Raw genomic sequence first — 17,273 nt, 5'->3', positions numbered from 1 at the left:
TCCCATGAAAGTGCTGCTCTTTCACATCGGACGCGACCGCTATGGCCTGCCCCTGGCCGGCATCGTGCGCGTGCTGCCGCTGCTGGAGCTGAAACAGTTGCCGCTCACGCCAGACTACGTGGCCGGCCTGATGGACTTGCACGGCACGCCCGTGCCCGTGATCGACCTGTCGCGCCTGGCCGGGCTGCCGCCCGCCGCCGCGCAGTTCGACACGCGCATCGTCATCGTCGACTACCGCGCACCGGGCGGCGGGACGACGCACGCGCTGGGCTTGCTGGCCTCGCAGGTGCGCGGCATCGCCGACATCGACCCGCTCCAGCTTGAGGACAGCGGCGTGGCGACGGCGCCCTTCCTGGGCCAGGTGGCCAGCGACGCCGACGGCATCGTGCAGCTGGTCGAGCTGGATCACCTGCTGCCGCCGGACGTGCGCGCGCTGCTGTTTCAGGAAGCGAGCGCGGCATGACGGCGCAAGCCCTGCTGCGCCGCGCGACCGGCCTGTCGGTGTCCAAATCCGTGGCCGAGCGGGCCGTCAATCAGCGCATGGAGCGGACGGGCTTTGCCGATAGCCAGGCTTACCTGCAGGCGCTCACGCCGGCCGAAATGACGCAATTGATCGAACTGGTGGTGGTGCCCGAATCGTGGCTGTTCCGCGATCCGCAAGCGTTCTACGCCACCGTCGAACTGGTGCAGGAGCGCTGGGCGCGCGGACGCGCCACGCGCATCCTGTCGATCCCGTGCGCGGGCGGCGAGGAACCGTATTCGATGGCCATGGCGCTGCGCGACGGCGGTGTGCCGAAACAGGCGTTCAGCATCGACGCGTATGACCTGAGCCCCGGCTGCATCGAGCGGGCGCAGGCCGGCGTGTATGGCCGCAACGCCTTCCGCGCGCAGGACGTGGCCTTCCGCGAACGCTATTTCACGCACGTGGCCGACGACGCCTACCGCATCATCGACTCCCTGCGCGACCAGGTGACCTTCAGGCAGGGCAATCTGCTGCAGTTCGATACCGCCAGCTGCAACAAACATTACGACGTCATCTTCTGCCGCAACCTGCTGATTTACTTCGACAAACCGACCACGCGCGCCGCCATCGCCAACCTGTCCGCCCTGCTGGCCGACGACGGCATGCTGCTGGCCGGTTATGCGGAAGTGCCGTCGTTCTGCCAGAACGGCTTTGCGCCGCTGCAGTTCCGCCAGGCTTTCGCCCTGAAGAAGGAAACAGCGGCGCCGGCCAGCCCCGTGCTAGTGGCGCCGCTGCCTGTCGCGCGTCCCCTGCGCAGCGTGCCGCCCGCGCCAGGGCGCGCTGCAGTAGCAGCCCCCTCTTCCGCCGCGTCGGCGGTGCCGCGCACGCGCCCCGTGTCCGTGCCATCGCCCGCGCCGGCAGCGCAAGCCGATTTGCTGGCAGAGGCGCGCCTGCTGGCCGACCGCGGCCAGTTGCGCGAGGCCGGCGACAAATGCCACGCGCACCTGGCGAAAGTGCCCGAGGCGGCGGAAGCGTATTTCATGCTGGGCATCATCAATGAACTGGCCGGCAAGATGGACCTGGCCGACGACTACTGGCGCCGCTGCATCTACCTGCAGCCCGACCATTACGAGGCGCTGTGCCATCTGGCCCTGCTGGCCGAACGCAATGGCAACCAAACGGCCGCCGCCACCCTGAAGGCGCGCGCGGCACGCATTTACGAGCGCCGCCAGGCGTCCAACTAAGGGGCAAGCATGACAAATCTCATCGCCACCGAGTCCCCCGCCACCATCGACGACTGCTGGAACCATATCGGCGTGGTCGGCGACCAGAGCTGCCCCAAGCTGCCAGCCAACGTGCATTGCCGCAACTGCGACGTGTACGCGGGCGCCGCCCGGCGAAACCTGCAGCGGCCCGTGGACGAACACTACCGGCGCGACTGGGCCAGCCACTTCCGCCAGATCGATACGGGCGGCGAAGTGCGCGACAGTTCCGCGCTGGTGTTTCGCATCGGCCGCGAATGGCTGGCGCTGCCCACGCGCGTGTTCGACGCCGTGGCGCCGCAGGCCAGGCCGCATGTGCTGCCGCACCGCAGCGGGCGCGGTCTGGCGGGCATCGTCAATATCGGCGGCAAGCTGTATCCGTGCATGTCGCTGGCCAGTTTGCTGGGCATCGACGAACAGGGTGCGCCAGCGGCCCGCGGCCGCCACACGTTTGCGCGCCTGCTGCTGCTGCGCTGGGAAGAGCAGGCTTACGCGCTGCCCGTGGCCGACCTGCACGGCATCGTGCGCTATGCGTCGGGCGCCGTGCAGGCGCCGGCGGCGACCATCAACAAGGGCCTGTCGCGCTTTTTGTCCGGCGTCATCACCGAGGGCGACATGCGCATCGGCTGCCTCGACACGGCGCTGATCGGCTTTCAACTTGCGAGACTATTACGATGAGCCAGGACCAGCACGGCGACCTGAGTGCCTTTTCCATGCTGGACCTGTTCCGCATGGAGGCGGACAGCCAGACCCAGATTCTCACCGACGGCTTGCTGGCCATGGAGCGCCATGCGGGCGACGCGGCGGCCGTCGAGGCGATGATGCGCGCGGCGCACTCGATCAAGGGTGCCGCCGCCATCGTCGGCCTGCAGGTGGTGGTGCAGCTGGCGCACGGCATGGAAGACAGCTTTGTCGCCGCCCAGCACGGCCGCTTGAAGCTGACGCCGGAAAGGGTCGACGTGCTGCTGTCGGGCGTCGACCTGATCGTGCAGCTGTCGCGCCTGGACGACGCGGGCGCCGAAGCGTGGCTGGCCGCGAATGCGGCGCAAATCGACCAGACCCTGAACGCCATCGCCGGCATCGCCGACCTGCCCGAATTGCCGGCCCTGCCCTCGTTGCCTGCCTCCGCTCCCGCCCCCTTGCCGCAGGAAACGCCCAACCCGACCGAACTGCAGGCTCCCGTGGCCAGCGGCCTGGCAGGCGAAGAGCCTGAATCGGCGGCCGCGCCTGCCCCGCGTGCGGGTGCCGCACCGGCCAAGGCTGTGGCGCAAAACTTCGACAAGCTGCTGTCGCTGGCCAGCGAATCGCGCATCAATGCGCACCAGATGCACCCGTTCGTCGGTGCCCTGCAGCGTTTCAAGCGCAACCAGAGCAGCCTGTTTTCCGCCATCGAGCACCTGCACGAAGCCATTGCCCGCTTGGCCGACCCGGGCCTGATGGAAAAGTCCCTGCTGGCGCTGCAAAAGACGCAACCGCTGAAGCAGTTCATGCTCGAGCACATCGCCGACATCGAAACCTATGAGCGGCGCCTGCTGGCCGTCTCGCAAGGCATGGTCGACGAAGTGCTGGCCCTGCGCATGCGCCCTTTCCGCGACGGCATCCATGCGTTTCCGCGCATGGTGCGCGACCTGGCGCGCAGCCTGGGCAAGGAAGTGCAGCTGGAGATCGAAGGCGAGGATACCCTGGTCGACCGCGACATCCTGGCGAAGATTGAAAGCCCGCTGAACCACATGCTGCGCAACGCCATCGACCATGGCATGGAAGGCCCGTACGAGCGCATCGACGCGGGCAAGGAAGCGATGGGCACGATACGCATGGAAGCGCGCCACCGCGCCGGCATGCTGAGCATCGAGATCAGCGACGACGGGCGCGGCGTCGACCTGGAAAAAATCCGCCAGTCCGTCATCGAACGCAAGATGGCCAGTCCCGCCATGGCCGCCGCGCTGTCGCCGGGCGAGCTGCTGGAGTTTTTGTTCCTGCCCGCCTTCAGCCTGAAGGCGACGGCCAATCAATTGTCCGGACGCGGCGTGGGCCTCGACATCGTGCACGAGACGATACGCCAGCAAAACGGCACGGTGCGCCTGGAATCGGAGCCGGGCCGCGGCTTCCGCGCCCTGATCACCCTGCCGCTGACGCAGTCGATCGTGCGCGCGCTGGTGGTCGACGTGCACGGCGAAGCCTATGCCATCCCCATCGTCAAGGTGGAAAGCGTGGTGCGCGTGCCGCAAGCGGCCATCCATACCCTGGAAAACAAGCAGTTCTTCGAACTCAAGGGCGAACATTTGGGCCTGGTGTCGGCCGCGCAGGTGCTGGAACTGGGCGAAGCGGCCAGCCAGACCGACGATTTGCCGGTGGTGGTGATCGGGCGCGGCAAGCAAAGCTATGCGCTGGTGGTCGACGCCATCCGCGGCGAGCAAAGCCTGGCCGTGCAGGCCATCGATCCGATCTTCGGCAAGATGCGCGATATTTCCGCCGCCGCCCTGCTCGACGACGGCGAGCCGGTGCTGATCCTCGACGTGCCCGATTTGCTGCTGTCGATCGACAAGCTGCTGCACGAAGGCGGCCTGCACCAGCTGGCGCAGGCCGGCCACGCGCAGCAGCGCCGCGCCAAGCGCATCCTTGTCGTCGACGATTCGCTGACGGTGCGCGAGATGGAGCGCAAGCTGCTGCTGGCGCGCGGTTTCGAGGTCGACGTGGCCATCGACGGCATCGACGGCTGGAACGTGGTGCGCAGCGGCGAATACGACCTGGTGATCACCGACGTCGACATGCCGCGCATGGATGGCATCGAACTGGTCTCGCTGATCAAGAAGGACCTGCACCTGCACAAGCTGCCGGTGATGATCGTCTCGTACAAGGACCGCCCGGAAGACCGCGCGCGCGGCCTGTCCGCCGGCGCCGATTATTATCTGACCAAAGGCAGCTTCCACGACGAGACCTTGCTCGACGCGGTAGCCGACCTGATAGGAGATGCCCGCTTATGAGCCGTCATTCATGAAAATTGCCATTGCCAACGATGTCGCCATGGCCGCCGAGGCCCTGCGCCGGGTGGTCGCCAGTACGCAGGAACACCAGGTGCTGTGGATCGCCCGCACGGGGCTCGAGGCCGTGCGCATGTGCGAGGGCAACCGCCCCGACCTGATCCTGATGGACCTGAACATGCCGGAGATGGATGGCGTGGAAGCGACGCGCCTGATCATGGAGCAAAGCCCGTGCGCCATCCTCGTCGTCACGGGCCGCCCGCAAGACAATGTCAACCAGGTCTTCCGCGCGCTGGGCGCGGGCGCGCTCGACGTCACGGCCACGCCGGTGCTGCAGGGGGAAGTGGGCGGCGACAGCGAACTGCTGGCCAAGATCAAGACCATCGGCAAGCTGATACGCCACAGCGCCGAAGCACCGCCGCCGCGCCCGGCGAACGGCAATGGCGGCGAACGCGGCGACGGCCAGGTATCGACGCTGGTGGCCATCGGCGCCTCGACGGGTGGCCCCTCGGCCGTGGCCAAGGTGCTGGCCGGCTGGACGGCGCCGCCCGGCTGCGCCATCGTGGTGGTGCAGCACATCGATGAAACCTTCGCCTCGCACTTCGCCAAATGGCTGGACGACCAGCTCAGCATGCCCGTGCGCGTGATCGCCGAAGGCGATGAACTGGTGTCCGGCACGGTACTGATCGCCAAGACCAATGACCACTTGCTGCTAGATCAAAATTATCGTTTGGGTTACGATGCAGCACCGCGCGACTATGTTTACCGCCCGTCCGTCGATGTCTTCTTCAACTGCGTGGCGCAGCACTGGCGCGGCGACGCCATCGGCGTATTGCTCACAGGCATGGGGCGCGACGGCGGCGACGGCTTGCTGGCCATGCGCCGCGCAGGCAAGACGACGATCGCGCAAGACCAGGCCAGCAGCGCCGTGTATGGCATGCCGCGCGCGGCGGCTGAACTCGATGCGGCGCAGCAAATCCTGCCATTGGATAGAATAGGCGCCAGCCTGCGCGGCCGTCTGGGCGCAAAACTCAACAATGGGTGGGAGCCCTCCCCTAACATCTGAAAAGAATGCAATGCCAGAATTCTCCTCCAGCTTCACCCAGCATGAACCCGCATTGACCGAATTCAAGGTCAGCGTGCTGCTGGTGGACGACCAGTTGATCATTGCCGAGGCAGTCCGCCGCATGCTCAGCGACCAGCAGGATATCGAATTTCATTATGTGACCGACGCCACGCAGGCGCTGGACACGGCGCTGCGTTTGCAACCGACCGTCATCCTGCAAGACCTGGTGATGCCGGGCATCGACGGCTTCGCCTTGATCCAGCAGTACCGCGAAAACGAGGCGCTCGCGCACGTGCCGGTGATCGTGATGTCGGCCAAGGACGACCCGAAACTGAAGGCCCACAGCTTTGCCGTCGGCGCCAACGATTATGTGGTGAAACTGCCGGACCGCCTGGAGCTGCTGGCGCGCATACGCTACCATTCCAACGCGCACATCAGCCGCCTGCAGCGCGACCAGGCTTTTCGTTTCCTGCGCGAAAGCCAAAAGAACCTGGCGGACGCGAACATTGAATTGCAGAAACTGGCCGCCCTCGATGGCTTGACGGGCATCGCCAACCGCCGCCGTTTCGATGAAACCCTGCATTTCGAATGGCAGCGGGGCCAGCGCGACAAGGCGCCGCTGAGCCTGCTGTTCTGCGATATCGACCATTTCAAGAGCTATAACGACCATTTCGGCCATCTGGCGGGCGACCTGTGCCTGAAAAAAGTTGCCGCCGTGCTCACGGAACATTTGAAACGCCCGGCCGACCTGGCCGCCCGCTACGGGGGAGAAGAATTCGCCCTGATCCTGCCGGAAACGGAAGCGGCCGGCGCGCTGCTGATCGCCCAAGCATGCCGGCGCCATCTGGAAGGCTTGCAGATCGAGAACCCGGCGGCAGGCACGGGCATCGTCACCATCTCGATCGGCGTGGCCACCGTCGTGCCTTCGCCCGACTCGACGGTCGAGCAACTGATCAACCGCGCCGACCAGGCCCTGTACGCGGCCAAGCGCGGCGGACGCAACAGCGTGCTGAGCGCCGATGACGTCCAGGACTGATTTTTAACAGCAAGGAAAGTGAAGCATGAGCACACAACTGGACAATGTCAGCGTCGTCAAGAAGTCGAATATCTACTTTGACGGCAAATGCGTCTCGCACAACGTCATCCTCGCCGATGGCACGAAGAAAAGCGTGGGCGTGATTTTCGCGTCATCGCTGCGCTTCAACACGGGCGCGCCGGAAACGATGGAAATCGTCGGCGGCCTGTGCAAGGTGCGCCTGGCCGACGCGACGGAGTGGAACAGCTATGGCGCGGGCACGGAATTCAAAATCCCGGGCAATAGCTATTTTGACATCGAAACAACGGAAACCGTGGATTACGTCTGCCACTTCGCTTGATTAAACAAACACAGGCTCGGGCGACAGGCGCACGCCATATTTCGCCTCTACATCATCCTGTATCGCTTCCGCCAGCCGGGTAATGTCCGCGCCACGAGCGCCGCCATTATTCACAAGAACCAGCGCCTGCTTGGGATACACTCCCGCGGGCCCCAGGTTTTTCCCCTTCCAGCCACACTGATCGATCAGCCAGCCGGCCGCCAGCTTTTCCGTGCCATCGGGCTGCGCATGGTGCACCAAGGCGGGGAAACGTTCCAGCAAGGCAAGACATTGCTCGCGTGACACCACCGGATTCTTGAAGAAGCTGCCCGCATTGCCGATCACGGCCGGGTCCGGCAATTTTCTCCGGCGGATCGCCATCACCGTGTCGGCCACCTGTTGCGGCGTCGGTTCGGCAAGATTGCGCTCGGCCACGGCCTGCGCCAGTTCCGCGTAGCGCAAGTTCGGCTGCCACTCGGCGGGCAAGGCAAACGTCACTTCCAGCACGATCAGCTCGCGCCCGTCGGCCTGCTTGAAGATGCTGTCGCGATAGGCGAAACGGCAGGCGTCGCGGTCCATGTCGAAGACGATGCCGCTGGCGCTGTGCATGACGCTCACCTTATGCAGATAATCCTTGATTTCCACGCCATACGCGCCGATATTCTGGATAGGCGCCGCACCCACCGTGCCGGGGATCAAGGACAGGTTTTCCAGTCCGCCCACGCCTTGTGCCAGGGTCCACTGCACGAAGTCGTGCCAGTTTTCGCCGGCCGCGGCCGTGACGAGTATCGTCTCGAAGTCCGCCTGCGCCAGGCGCATGCCGCGCGTGGCCATGTGCAGCACAGCGCCGGGAAAATCGCCCGTCAGTACGATGTTGCTGCCGCCGCCCAATATCAGGCGCGGCATGGCGGACAGGGCGGGATCTTGCAGTGCGGCCTGCAGCTGGGCCTGCGAAGTAATGCGTACGTAGGCGGCCGCATGGGCCGCGATGCCGAAGGTATTCAGGCGCTGGAGGTTGTAATTGTGTTCGATGGTGAGCTCTGGATGCATGGGATAGGGAAATTTTGCTCGATTATAGAGCGAAAGCGACAAAAAACCACCTCAGGACAAGGGCGACTTGCCCGTTGTCCGTTAAAATGTCGCATCTTTAACAGGGCCGTCCCATGGCGCAGAATCAGCCGCCAAGGCCCAGCGCGCCGAGCGCGCGCTCGCTTTAACAAGAAAAGGAACAGACCATGCCGTCATTTGATGTAGTCTCCGAAGCCGATATGATCGAAGTCAAGAATGCCGTCGAGCAATCCAACAAGGAAATCACGACCCGCTTCGACTTCAAGGGCAGCGATGCCCGCGTCGAACACAAGGAAAACGAATTGACCGCATTCGCGGATTCGGAATTCCAGCTCAGCCAGGTGCGCGACGTGCTGACCAATAAATTGACCAAACGCAAGGTCGATGTGCGCTTCCTCGACGAAGGCGACATCAAGAAGATTGGCGGCGACAAGGTCAAGCAGATCATCAAGATCAAGAATGGCATCGAATCGGATGATGCCAAGAAAATCGTGCGCGTCATCAAGGACAGCAAGATGAAAGTGCAAGCGAGCATCCAGGGTGAAGCCGTGCGCGTCACGGGCGCCAAGCGCGACGACCTGCAAGCGGCCATGGCCATGCTGCGCAAGGACGTGCCCGACATGCCGCTGGAATTTAACAATTTCCGCGATTAATTTCGATGATGCGCACGCTCCGGCCTGCGCTTGCACCGGCATGGCGGCAAGCTGCCTCGGAGCACCTGCCCGCTTGGGGTAGAATTGAAGCTGCGCACAGCTACATGCGCCCGCGCGCCTGACCGGCAGCGGGCTTGACCGTACATCTGGCTCAGTGATAACCACGGTAGTCTAAGGATAGCAATGAAACGTGTTGATGATTTCCGCCTGCGATTTGGCAAAAAAGAATATGTGCCCATCATGATAGGCGGAATGGGTGTGGATATTTCCACGTCGGAGCTGGCCCTGGAAGCGGCACGGCTGAACGGTATCGGGCATATCTCCGATGCCATGGTGGAAGACGTGTCGGATCGCCGTTTCGACACCACCTTCGTCAAAGACAAGACGAAACTGTACAAATTCAACATCAATAACAGCGACAAGGCCGTGGTGCAGTTCGACCTGGGCCGCCTGGCGGAAGCGCAGCGCCTGCATATCGGCCGCACCATGGAAGCAAAAAAAGGCGATGGCTTGATCTTCGTCAATTGCATGGAAAAGCTGACCATGAATGGCCCCCGTGAAACCTTGCGCGTGCGCCTGAATGCGGCACTGGACGCGGGCATCGACGGCATCACCCTGTCCGCCGGTCTGCACTTCGGCTCGTTCGCCCTGATGGCCGACCATCCGCGTTTCCGTGACGCCAAGCTGGGCATCATCGTCTCGTCCGTGCGCGCCTTGCAGATTTTCCTGCGCAAGAACGCCAAGCTGGACCGTTTGCCCGACTTCATCATCGTCGAAGGACCATTGGCCGGCGGCCACCTGGGTTTCGGCATGGACTGGGCCAATTACGACCTGCACACGATCACGGCTGAACTGCTGGCCTACCTGAAAGCGGAACAGCTGGACATCCCGCTGATCGCCGCCGGCGGCATCTTCACGGGCAGCGATGCCGTCTCCTTCCTGGAAGCGGGCGCGGCTGGCGTGCAAGTGGCGACGCGCTTTACCGTCACCGAGGAATGCGGCTTGCCAAACAAGGTCAAGCAGGAATACTACAAGGCCTCGGAAGAAGACATCATCGTCAACGGCGTCTCGCCGACCGGTTACCCGATGCGCATGCTGAAGAACACGCCCGCCATCGGCGCCGGTATCCGCCCAGGCTGCGAATCGTATGGCTACCTGCTCGACGCGACGGGCAACTGCGCATACATCAACTCGTACAACCGCGAAGTGGCGGCCCATCCGGAACAAAAAACCGTCGTCGTGATGGACAAGACTTGCCTGTGCACGCACATGCGCAACTTCAACTGCTGGACCTGCGGCCATTACACGTATCGCCTGAAGGACACCACGCATAAGCTCGACAACGGCGAATACCAGATCCTGACGGCCGAACACGTCTTCAAGGATTACCAGTTCAGCGTCGACAACCAGATCGCCCTGCCGGAAAAAGAAATCCTGGTAGCGGGCTGAATCTTGTCAGCCTGACATAAAAATGGCGCAGCCTGCGAAGGCTGCGCCATTTTTTTATGCGGGGAGCATCTGCCGCAATGCCCGTTCGATCACGTCGAACTTGGGCCGTCGCAATACTTCTTCCTGCAGGCAAGCATCCATCATGGCCTGCAGGCTGGGCATCGACGTCGCGCAATGCGCGATCAACTCGCCCAGCAGCACGCCAAAGGCGCGCGCCTCTATGCCTTGCAGTACCTCCCCATGCGGTGAACCGGACGCAAACATCGACGCCGCGCCGAAGTCGCCCAGCAGGCAGGCGCCACCGTCCGCATACAGGATATTGTGTGCATACAAGTCGCCATGCACGATGCCGCGCGCATGCAGCTGGCATACGGCCGAGGCGATGCCCTGGGCAATGGCCAAGGCTTGCGGTGCCTCAAAGCGCACGCCTTCGGCATACACATCACGCGTGCATGATGACAGGCTGGGCGGCCCTGCCAGGTTGCGATAGGCCACGTCGATCAGCGGCATGACCAGTCCCAGCGCCCCTTGCGGATGCGCATCGAGCGTCCCAAGGATGGGGATCAGCCCCGGATGGGCGCCGGCGCCGACACAGGCAGCCATTTCGCTGCGCGGCAAGCCGTCGCTGGTCATCGCCCCCTTGAATACTTTGACGGCGACATCCTCAACACCATCGAGGCGGGCACGGAAAATCACGCCCGATGCCCCCTCGCCCAGCTGCTGCGCCAGTTGCAAACGCGGCCAAGCCACGCCCGCCGTCCCGGCGCCGCTCAGGGCCGCCAGTTCACGCGCTTCCGTAAAGGGATTGCCCGCATACGCGAGCCAGCTCAGGCGTGGTAAGGCCAGCAGGCAATCGGGGAGCGCCGTGAAACGGTTGGCGGCGATGCGCACCAGTTCCAGCTTGCGGCAGTTCACCAGCGATGCCGGCAAACTGCTCAGGCAATTTCCCGCCAGCATGAGTTTCTGCAATTGCCCGCACTTGCCGAGTTCATCAGGCAAGACTTCGATGGCATTGTCGGTCAGCGTCAGCCAGCGTAGTGCCGATGGCAAGGCTGCGGCCGGCACGTGGCCGATCCGGTTCGCCTTGAAACCGATCATTTCCAGCCCAGGACAGGAACCGAGCACGGCCGGTAAGGTGGTGAACAGATTATCCGAGCAAAATATGATGCGCAGCTTGTGCAGGCGCGGCAGATCGTCGGGCAGCGAAGATAGCGCATTGCCGGACAGGTCGAGGATTTCCAGGCTGTCGGCCAGGTCGAATATCTCGCGTGGGAAGTCCGTCAAGCCGCACGACAGCTTCAGGCGGCGCAGGCCGGCCAGTTGGCCAGTGCGTAATTGTTCCAGCGTATGCATAGCAGACAAGATATCCCTTTCAAAAATCCGACAATCGCTGGCGTACACAAAACCACCAGACGAAAAAAAACCCGCCAATTGCTTGACGGGTTTTTCTCTTACTGCGTATAACAAGCCTGACGATAACCTACTTTCACACTGGTTGCAGCACTATCATCGGCGCAAAGTTGTTTCACGGTCCTGTTCGGGATGGGAAGGGGTGGGACCAACTTGCTATGGTCATCAGGCATAACTTGTACTGACGCTTGTCTCCTGTAGGACGACAAGGCCATGAATCTGGAAGAAGCAAAGATTGGGGGTAATGAATTGGTGTATCAACACACACGCAACGTTGTACCGTCTTATCCTCTGTACCTGCTAAGGTTATAGGGACAAGCCGTACGGGCAATTAGTACTGGTTAGCTTAATGCATTACTGCACTTCCACACCCAGCCTATCAACGTCCTGGTCTCGAACGACCCTTCAAAGAGCTCAAGGCTCTGGGAAATCTCATCTCAAGGCAAGTTTCCCGCTTAGATGCTTTCAGCGGTTATCTCTTCCGAACTTAGCTACCCGGCAATGCCACTGGCGTGACAACCGGTACACCAGAGGTTCGTCCACTCCGGTCCTCTCGTACTAGGAGCAGCCCCCTTCAAATTTCCAACGCCCACGGCAGATAGGGACCAAACTGTCTCACGACGTTTTAAACCCAGCTCACGTACCACTTTAAATGGCGAACAGCCATACCCTTGGGACCGGCTACAGCCCCAGGATGTGATGAGCCGACATCGAGGTGCCAAACTCCCCCGTCGATATGAACTCTTGGGAGGAATCAGCCTGTTATCCCCAGAGTACCTTTTATCCGTTGAGCGATGGCCCTTCCATACAGAACCACCGGATCACTATGTCCTACTTTCGTACCTGCTCGACTTGTCAGTCTCGCAGTTAAGCACGCTTATGCCATTGCACTATCAACACGATGTCCGACCGTATCTAGCGTACCTTCGAACTCCTCCGTTACACTTTAGGAGGAGACCGCCCCAGTCAAACTGCCTACCATGCACTGTCCCCGATCCGGATAACGGACCAAGGTTAGAACCTCAAACAAACCAGGGTGGTATTTCAAGGTTGGCTCCACGAGAACTAGCGTCCCCGCTTCAAAGCCTCCCACCTATCCTACACAGATTGGTTCAAAGTCCAATGCAAAGCTACAGTAAAGGTTCATGGGGTCTTTCCGTCTAGCCGCGGGTAGATTGCATCATCACAAACATTTCAACTTCGCTGAGTCTCGGGAGGAGACAGTGTGGCCATCGTTACGCCATTCGTGCAGGTCGGAACTTACCCGACAAGGAATTTCGCTACCTTAGGACCGTTATAGTTACGGCCGCCGTTTACTGGGACTTCAATCAAGAGCTTGCACCCCATCATTTAATCTTCCAGCACCGGGCAGGCGTCACACCCTATACGTCCACTTTCGTGTTTGCAGAGTGCTGTGTTTTTATTAAACAGTCGCAGCCACCAGTTTATTGCAACCCTTTCACCCTCATGGAGTAAACCAATCAAGCTACCGGGGCGTACCTTTTCCCGAAGTTACGGTACCAATTTGCCGAGTTCCTTCTCCCGAGTTCTCTCAAGCGCCTTAGAATACTCATCTCGCCCACCTGTGTCGGTTTGCGGTACGGTCTCGTATGACTGAAGCTTAGAGGCTTTTCTTGGAACCACTTCCGATTGCTTCGTGAATAAATTCACTCGTCCCATCCCCTTGAATTGCGCGCCCGGATTTGCCTAAGCGCCTTCTATGAGACAGAAACTGACTATTCCAACAGTCAGACAACCTTCCGCGATCCGTCCCCCCATCGCATCATACGACGGTGCAGGAATATTAACCTGCTTCCCATCAGCTACGCATCTCTGCCTCGCCTTAGGGGCCGACTCACCCTGCTCCGATGAACGTTGAACAGGAAACCTTGGGCTTACGGCGTGGAGGCTTTTCACCCCCATTATCGCTACTCATGTCAGCATTCGCACTTCTGATACCTCCAGCATCCTTTACAAGACACCTTCGCAGGCTTACAGAACGCTCTCCTACCATATATATCTGTGATAAATCACAGAACAATATCCGCAGCTTCGGTGACTGGCTTAGCCCCGTTACATCTTCCGCGCAGGACGACTCGATCAGTGAGCTATTACGCTTTCTTTAAATGATGGCTGCTTCTAAGCCAACATCCTGACTGTTTTAGCCTTCCCACTTCGTTTTCCACTTAGCCAATCTTTGGGACCTTAGCTGGCGGTCTGGGTTGTTTCCCTCTTGACGCCGGACGTTAGCACCCGACGTCTGTCTCCCAAGCTCGCACTCATCGGTATTCGGAGTTTGCAATGGTTTGGTAAGTCGCAATGACCCCCTAGCCATAACAGTGCTCTACCCCCGATGGTGATACTTGAGGCACTACCTAAATAGTTTTCGGAGAGAACCAGCTATTTCCAAGTTTGTTTAGCCTTTCACCCCTACCCACAGCTCATCCCCTAATTTTTCAACATTAGTGGGTTCGGACCTCCAGGGCGTGTTACCGCACCTTCATCCTGGCCATGAGTAGATCACTTGGTTTCGGGTCTACACCCAGCGACTGATCGCCCTATTCGGACTCGATTTCTCTACGGCTTCCCTATGCGGTTAACCTTGCCACTGAATGTAAGTCGCTGACCCATTATACAAAAGGTACGCAGTCACGGAACAAGTCCGCTCCTACTGTTTGTATGCACACGGTTTCAGGATCTATTTCACTCCCCTTCCGGGGTTCTTTTCGCCTTTCCCTCACGGTACTGGTTCACTATCGGTCGATTACGAGTATTTAGCCTTGGAGGATGGTCCCCCCATATTCAGACAGGATGTCACGTGTCCCGCCCTACTTGTCGTACGCTTAGTACCACCGGTCCGATTTCACATACGGGGCTATCACCCGCTATGGCTCCACTTTCCAGAGGATTCTGTTATCGGTCCGACTATCACGTACAGGCTCCTCCCATTTCGCTCGCCGCTACTTTGGGAATCTCGGTTGATTTCTTTTCCTGCAGCTACTTAGATGTTTCAGTTCGCCGCGTTCGCCTTGCATACCTATGTATTCAGTATGCAATACCCTAAAAGGGTGGGTTGCCCCATTCGGAAATCTGCGGATCAAAGTGTGTTTGCTCACTCCCCGCAGCTTATCGCAAGCTACTACGTCCTTCATCGCCTGTAATCGCCAAGGCATCCACCATGTGCACTTATTCGCTTGTCCCTATAACGTTAGCCTCTGAAGACCGAAGTCCTCAAAGAGCGCTACAGGGATAAGAAAGTACAACGTTGTTGCTTGTTTGTTGATACATACAATCATTACCCATCGATTCGCTTGTTACGGCAAACCGATCAATAAATAATCTTTACTTCTTCCAGATTGTTAAAGAACGAAACAGCTTTGATCGCTAAAAGATCAAACCTAAACCTGAGTCACTGACCGGCTTACGTTTGCACTTTCAAAGTACTTGGTGGAGGATGACGGGATCGAACCGACGACCCCCTGCTTGCAAAGCAGGTGCTCTCCCAGCTGAGCTAATCCCCCAGGATATTTCTACGACTCGGGTCTTACTGGTAGGGCTGGTTGGACTCGAACCAACGACCCCCGCGTTATCAACACGGTGCTCTAACCAGCTGAGCTACAGCCCCAACGCGGAACTTCTACGACTACTGTTTCTTCTTTGACTAACAGCCGATAAGTGTGAACATTTGATGCGTGAACCAGTTACCTGATTCGTGCAAACTCTAGAAAGGAGGTGATCCAGCCGCACCTTCCGATACGGCTACCTTGTTACGACTTCACCCCAGTCACGAATCCTACCGTGGTAAGCGCCCTCCTTACGGTTAAGCTACCTACTTCTGGTAAAACCCGCTCCCATGGTGTGACGGGCGGTGTGTACAAGACCCGGGAACGTATTCACCGCGACATGCTGATCCGCGATTACTAGCGATTCCAACTTCATGCAGTCGAGTTGCAGACTACAATCCGGACTACGATACACTTTCTGCGATTAGCTCCCCCTCGCGGGTTGGCGGCGCTCTGTATGTACCATTGTATGACGTGTGAAGCCCTACCCATAAGGGCCATGAGGACTTGACGTCATCCCCACCTTCCTCCGGTTTGTCACCGGCAGTCTCATTAGAGTGCCCTTTCGTAGCAACTAATGACAAGGGTTGCGCTCGTTGCGGGACTTAACCCAACATCTCACGACACGAGCTGACGACAGCCATGCAGCACCTGTGTACTGGTTCTCTTTCGAGCACTCCCCGATCTCTCGGGGATTCCAGCCATGTCAAGGGTAGGTAAGGTTTTTCGCGTTGCATCGAATTAATCCACATCATCCACCGCTTGTGCGGGTCCCCGTCAATTCCTTTGAGTTTTAATCTTGCGACCGTACTCCCCAGGCGGTCTACTTCACGCGTTAGCTGCGTTACCAAGTCAATTAAGACCCGACAACTAGTAGACATCGTTTAGGGCGTGGACTACCAGGGTATCTAATCCTGTTTGCTCCCCACGCTTTCGTGCATGAGCGTCAATCTTGACCCAGGGGGCTGCCTTCGCCATCGGTGTTCCTCCACATATCTACGCATTTCACTGCTACACGTGGAATTCTACCCCCCTCTGCCAGATTCTAGCCTTGCAGTCTCCAATGCAATTCCCAGGTTGAGCCCGGGGATTTCACATCAGACTTACAAAACCGCCTGCGCACGCTTTACGCCCAGTAATTCCGATTAACGCTTGCACCCTACGTATTACCGCGGCTGCTGGCACGTAGTTAGCCGGTGCTTATTCTTCAGGTACCGTCATTAGCAAGAGATATTAGCTCTCACCGTTTCTTCCCTGACAAAAGAGCTTTACAACCCGAAGGCCTTCTTCACTCACGCGGCATTGCTGGATCAGGCTTTCGCCCATTGTCCAAAATTCCCCACTGCTGCCTCCCGTAGGAGTCTGGACCGTGTCTCAGTTCCAGTGTGGCTGGTCGTCCTCTCAGACCAGCTACTGATCGATGCCTTGGTAGGCTTTTACCCTACCAACTAGCTAATCAGATATCGGCCGCTCCACGAGCATGAGGTCTTGCGATCCCCCACTTTCATCCTTAGATCGTATGCGGTATTAGCGTAACTTTCGCTACGTTATCCCCCACTCCAGGGTACGTTCCGATATATTACTCACCCGTTCGCCACTCGCCACCAGAGCAAGCTCCGTGCTGCCGTTCGACTTGCATGTGTAAGGCATGCCGCCAGCGTTCAATCTGAGCCAGGATCAAACTCTTCAGTTTAATCTCTGTTACTTTGCCATTTTACCGGCACCGTCATTGCTGACGGGTCGCTCACTCAAAAAACTGACAGGCCACTACTTTCGTAGCGCCTATTTCATTATTTCTTGTGAACATTTGATATTTTAAGTTTTACGCTGCTTGCGCAGCGCTGCACTTACATCAAATGCCCACACTTATCGACTGTTAATTGTTAAAGAACTGTATTCGGTGCTACTTTCGCGCCATCGACAAAGCGTTGTGTTTGTCAGCTGCGAAGAAGGAAGAGTATGAAGCGTTTCGGCTAATTCGTCAACCTTCTTTTTTCACCCTG

Annotated in this window: 11 protein-coding genes, 2 tRNA genes and 3 rRNA genes; 9 read left to right on the top strand and 7 right to left on the bottom strand. The window is 59.4% G+C overall.

Going from position 1 to position 17,273, the window contains the following annotated elements; translation table 11 throughout:
• The first annotated feature begins 4 nt into the window (after nucleotides 1-4).
• From D9M09_RS05855 to D9M09_RS05825, 7 genes are read left to right on the top strand one after another with little or no spacing between them, the layout of a single operon-like run.
• Entirely contained in the window at nucleotides 5-463 is a 459-nt protein-coding gene (locus D9M09_RS05855; RefSeq protein WP_121668797.1) for a chemotaxis protein CheW, read from the top strand.
• Nucleotides 460-1,707 (top strand): CheR family methyltransferase, encoded by a 1,248-nt coding sequence (locus D9M09_RS05850; RefSeq protein WP_070290633.1) that lies wholly within the window; start codon nucleotides 460-462, stop codon nucleotides 1,705-1,707. The genes D9M09_RS05855 and D9M09_RS05850 overlap by 4 nt, the downstream gene beginning before the upstream one ends.
• Nucleotides 1,708-1,716: 9 nt before the next feature.
• On the top strand, nucleotides 1,717-2,403 hold the full coding sequence (locus D9M09_RS05845) for a chemotaxis protein CheW (RefSeq protein ID WP_121668796.1): 687 nt from the start codon (nucleotides 1,717-1,719) through the stop codon (nucleotides 2,401-2,403).
• Nucleotides 2,400-4,709 carry a hybrid sensor histidine kinase/response regulator gene (locus tag D9M09_RS05840; RefSeq protein WP_070290631.1) on the top strand — a complete coding sequence of 770 codons (2,310 nt, stop codon included), beginning with the start codon at nucleotides 2,400-2,402 and terminating at the stop codon, nucleotides 4,707-4,709. The genes D9M09_RS05845 and D9M09_RS05840 overlap by 4 nt, the downstream gene beginning before the upstream one ends.
• Nucleotides 4,710-4,719: 10 nt before the next feature.
• Nucleotides 4,720-5,772 (top strand): chemotaxis-specific protein-glutamate methyltransferase CheB, encoded by a 1,053-nt coding sequence (cheB, locus tag D9M09_RS05835; protein WP_121668795.1) that lies wholly within the window; start codon nucleotides 4,720-4,722, stop codon nucleotides 5,770-5,772.
• A 10-nt stretch (nucleotides 5,773-5,782) separates the two neighbouring features.
• Nucleotides 5,783-6,808, top strand: coding sequence for a diguanylate cyclase (locus D9M09_RS05830; RefSeq protein ID WP_070220067.1), 1,026 nt, complete (start codon nucleotides 5,783-5,785; stop codon nucleotides 6,806-6,808).
• A gap of 25 nt (nucleotides 6,809-6,833) precedes the next feature.
• The gene (locus tag D9M09_RS05825; RefSeq protein ID WP_070290629.1) at nucleotides 6,834-7,148 is read left to right on the top strand and encodes a pyrimidine/purine nucleoside phosphorylase; all 315 of its coding nucleotides are present in this window, start codon (nucleotides 6,834-6,836) and stop codon (nucleotides 7,146-7,148) included.
• On the opposite strand, the gene murB is transcribed toward D9M09_RS05825, so the two are convergent.
• Nucleotides 7,149-8,177, bottom strand: coding sequence for a UDP-N-acetylmuramate dehydrogenase (gene murB / locus D9M09_RS05820; RefSeq protein WP_070290628.1), 1,029 nt, complete (start codon nucleotides 8,175-8,177; stop codon nucleotides 7,149-7,151).
• Nucleotides 8,178-8,362: 185 nt separating this feature from the next.
• Here murB and D9M09_RS05815 point away from each other — a divergent pair, with 185 nt between their 5' ends.
• Entirely contained in the window at nucleotides 8,363-8,848 is a 486-nt protein-coding gene (locus D9M09_RS05815) for a YajQ family cyclic di-GMP-binding protein (RefSeq protein WP_034759416.1), read from the top strand.
• Between the two features lie 183 nt (nucleotides 8,849-9,031).
• Nucleotides 9,032-10,297: a nitronate monooxygenase gene (locus D9M09_RS05810; protein WP_070220060.1), complete on the top strand. Its 1,266-nt coding sequence runs from the start codon at nucleotides 9,032-9,034 to the stop codon at nucleotides 10,295-10,297.
• Nucleotides 10,298-10,351: 54 nt separating this feature from the next.
• Here D9M09_RS05810 and D9M09_RS05805 read toward each other — a convergent pair whose 3' ends face one another.
• From D9M09_RS05805 to D9M09_RS05780, 6 genes are all read right to left on the bottom strand, one after another.
• Nucleotides 10,352-11,650: a leucine-rich repeat-containing protein kinase family protein gene (locus tag D9M09_RS05805; protein ID WP_121668794.1), complete on the bottom strand. Its 1,299-nt coding sequence runs from the start codon at nucleotides 11,648-11,650 to the stop codon at nucleotides 10,352-10,354.
• Nucleotides 11,651-11,764: 114 nt separating this feature from the next.
• Nucleotides 11,765-11,877, bottom strand: a 5S ribosomal RNA gene (rrf, locus tag D9M09_RS05800).
• A 140-nt stretch (nucleotides 11,878-12,017) separates the two neighbouring features.
• Nucleotides 12,018-14,907, bottom strand: a 23S ribosomal RNA gene (locus tag D9M09_RS05795).
• Nucleotides 14,908-15,152: 245 nt separating this feature from the next.
• A tRNA-Ala gene (locus tag D9M09_RS05790) sits at nucleotides 15,153-15,228 on the bottom strand.
• Between the two features lie 27 nt (nucleotides 15,229-15,255).
• Nucleotides 15,256-15,332: transfer RNA gene (locus tag D9M09_RS05785), tRNA-Ile, on the bottom strand.
• 100 nt (nucleotides 15,333-15,432) lie between these two features.
• Nucleotides 15,433-16,963 (bottom strand): 16S ribosomal RNA (locus D9M09_RS05780).
• Together the 16S, 23S and 5S rRNA genes with 2 tRNA genes alongside form the textbook arrangement of a ribosomal RNA operon.
• Nucleotides 16,964-17,273: the final 310 nt, after the last annotated feature.

The organism is Janthinobacterium agaricidamnosum (assembly GCF_003667705.1).
Taxonomy (GTDB): Bacteria; Pseudomonadota; Gammaproteobacteria; order Burkholderiales; family Burkholderiaceae_D; genus Janthinobacterium.
This window is presented reverse-complemented; position numbering and strand designations above follow the sequence as displayed.

Coding starts and splice junctions, on each gene's coding strand:
- D9M09_RS05855 (WP_121668797.1), top strand. CDS start 5: ATGAAAGTGCTGCTCTTTCACATCGGACGCGACCGCTATGGCCTGCCC.
- D9M09_RS05840 (WP_070290631.1), top strand. CDS start 2,400: ATGAGCCAGGACCAGCACGGCGACCTGAGTGCCTTTTCCATGCTGGAC.
- D9M09_RS05830 (WP_070220067.1), top strand. CDS start 5,783: ATGCCAGAATTCTCCTCCAGCTTCACCCAGCATGAACCCGCATTGACC.
- D9M09_RS05815 (WP_034759416.1), top strand. CDS start 8,363: ATGCCGTCATTTGATGTAGTCTCCGAAGCCGATATGATCGAAGTCAAG.
- D9M09_RS05845 (WP_121668796.1), top strand. CDS start 1,717: ATGACAAATCTCATCGCCACCGAGTCCCCCGCCACCATCGACGACTGC.
- D9M09_RS05805 (WP_121668794.1), bottom strand. CDS start 11,650: ATGCATACGCTGGAACAATTACGCACTGGCCAACTGGCCGGCCTGCGC.
- D9M09_RS05810 (WP_070220060.1), top strand. CDS start 9,032: ATGAAACGTGTTGATGATTTCCGCCTGCGATTTGGCAAAAAAGAATAT.
- murB (WP_070290628.1), bottom strand. CDS start 8,177: ATGCATCCAGAGCTCACCATCGAACACAATTACAACCTCCAGCGCCTG.
- D9M09_RS05850 (WP_070290633.1), top strand. CDS start 460: ATGACGGCGCAAGCCCTGCTGCGCCGCGCGACCGGCCTGTCGGTGTCC.
- D9M09_RS05825 (WP_070290629.1), top strand. CDS start 6,834: ATGAGCACACAACTGGACAATGTCAGCGTCGTCAAGAAGTCGAATATC.
- cheB (WP_121668795.1), top strand. CDS start 4,720: ATGAAAATTGCCATTGCCAACGATGTCGCCATGGCCGCCGAGGCCCTG.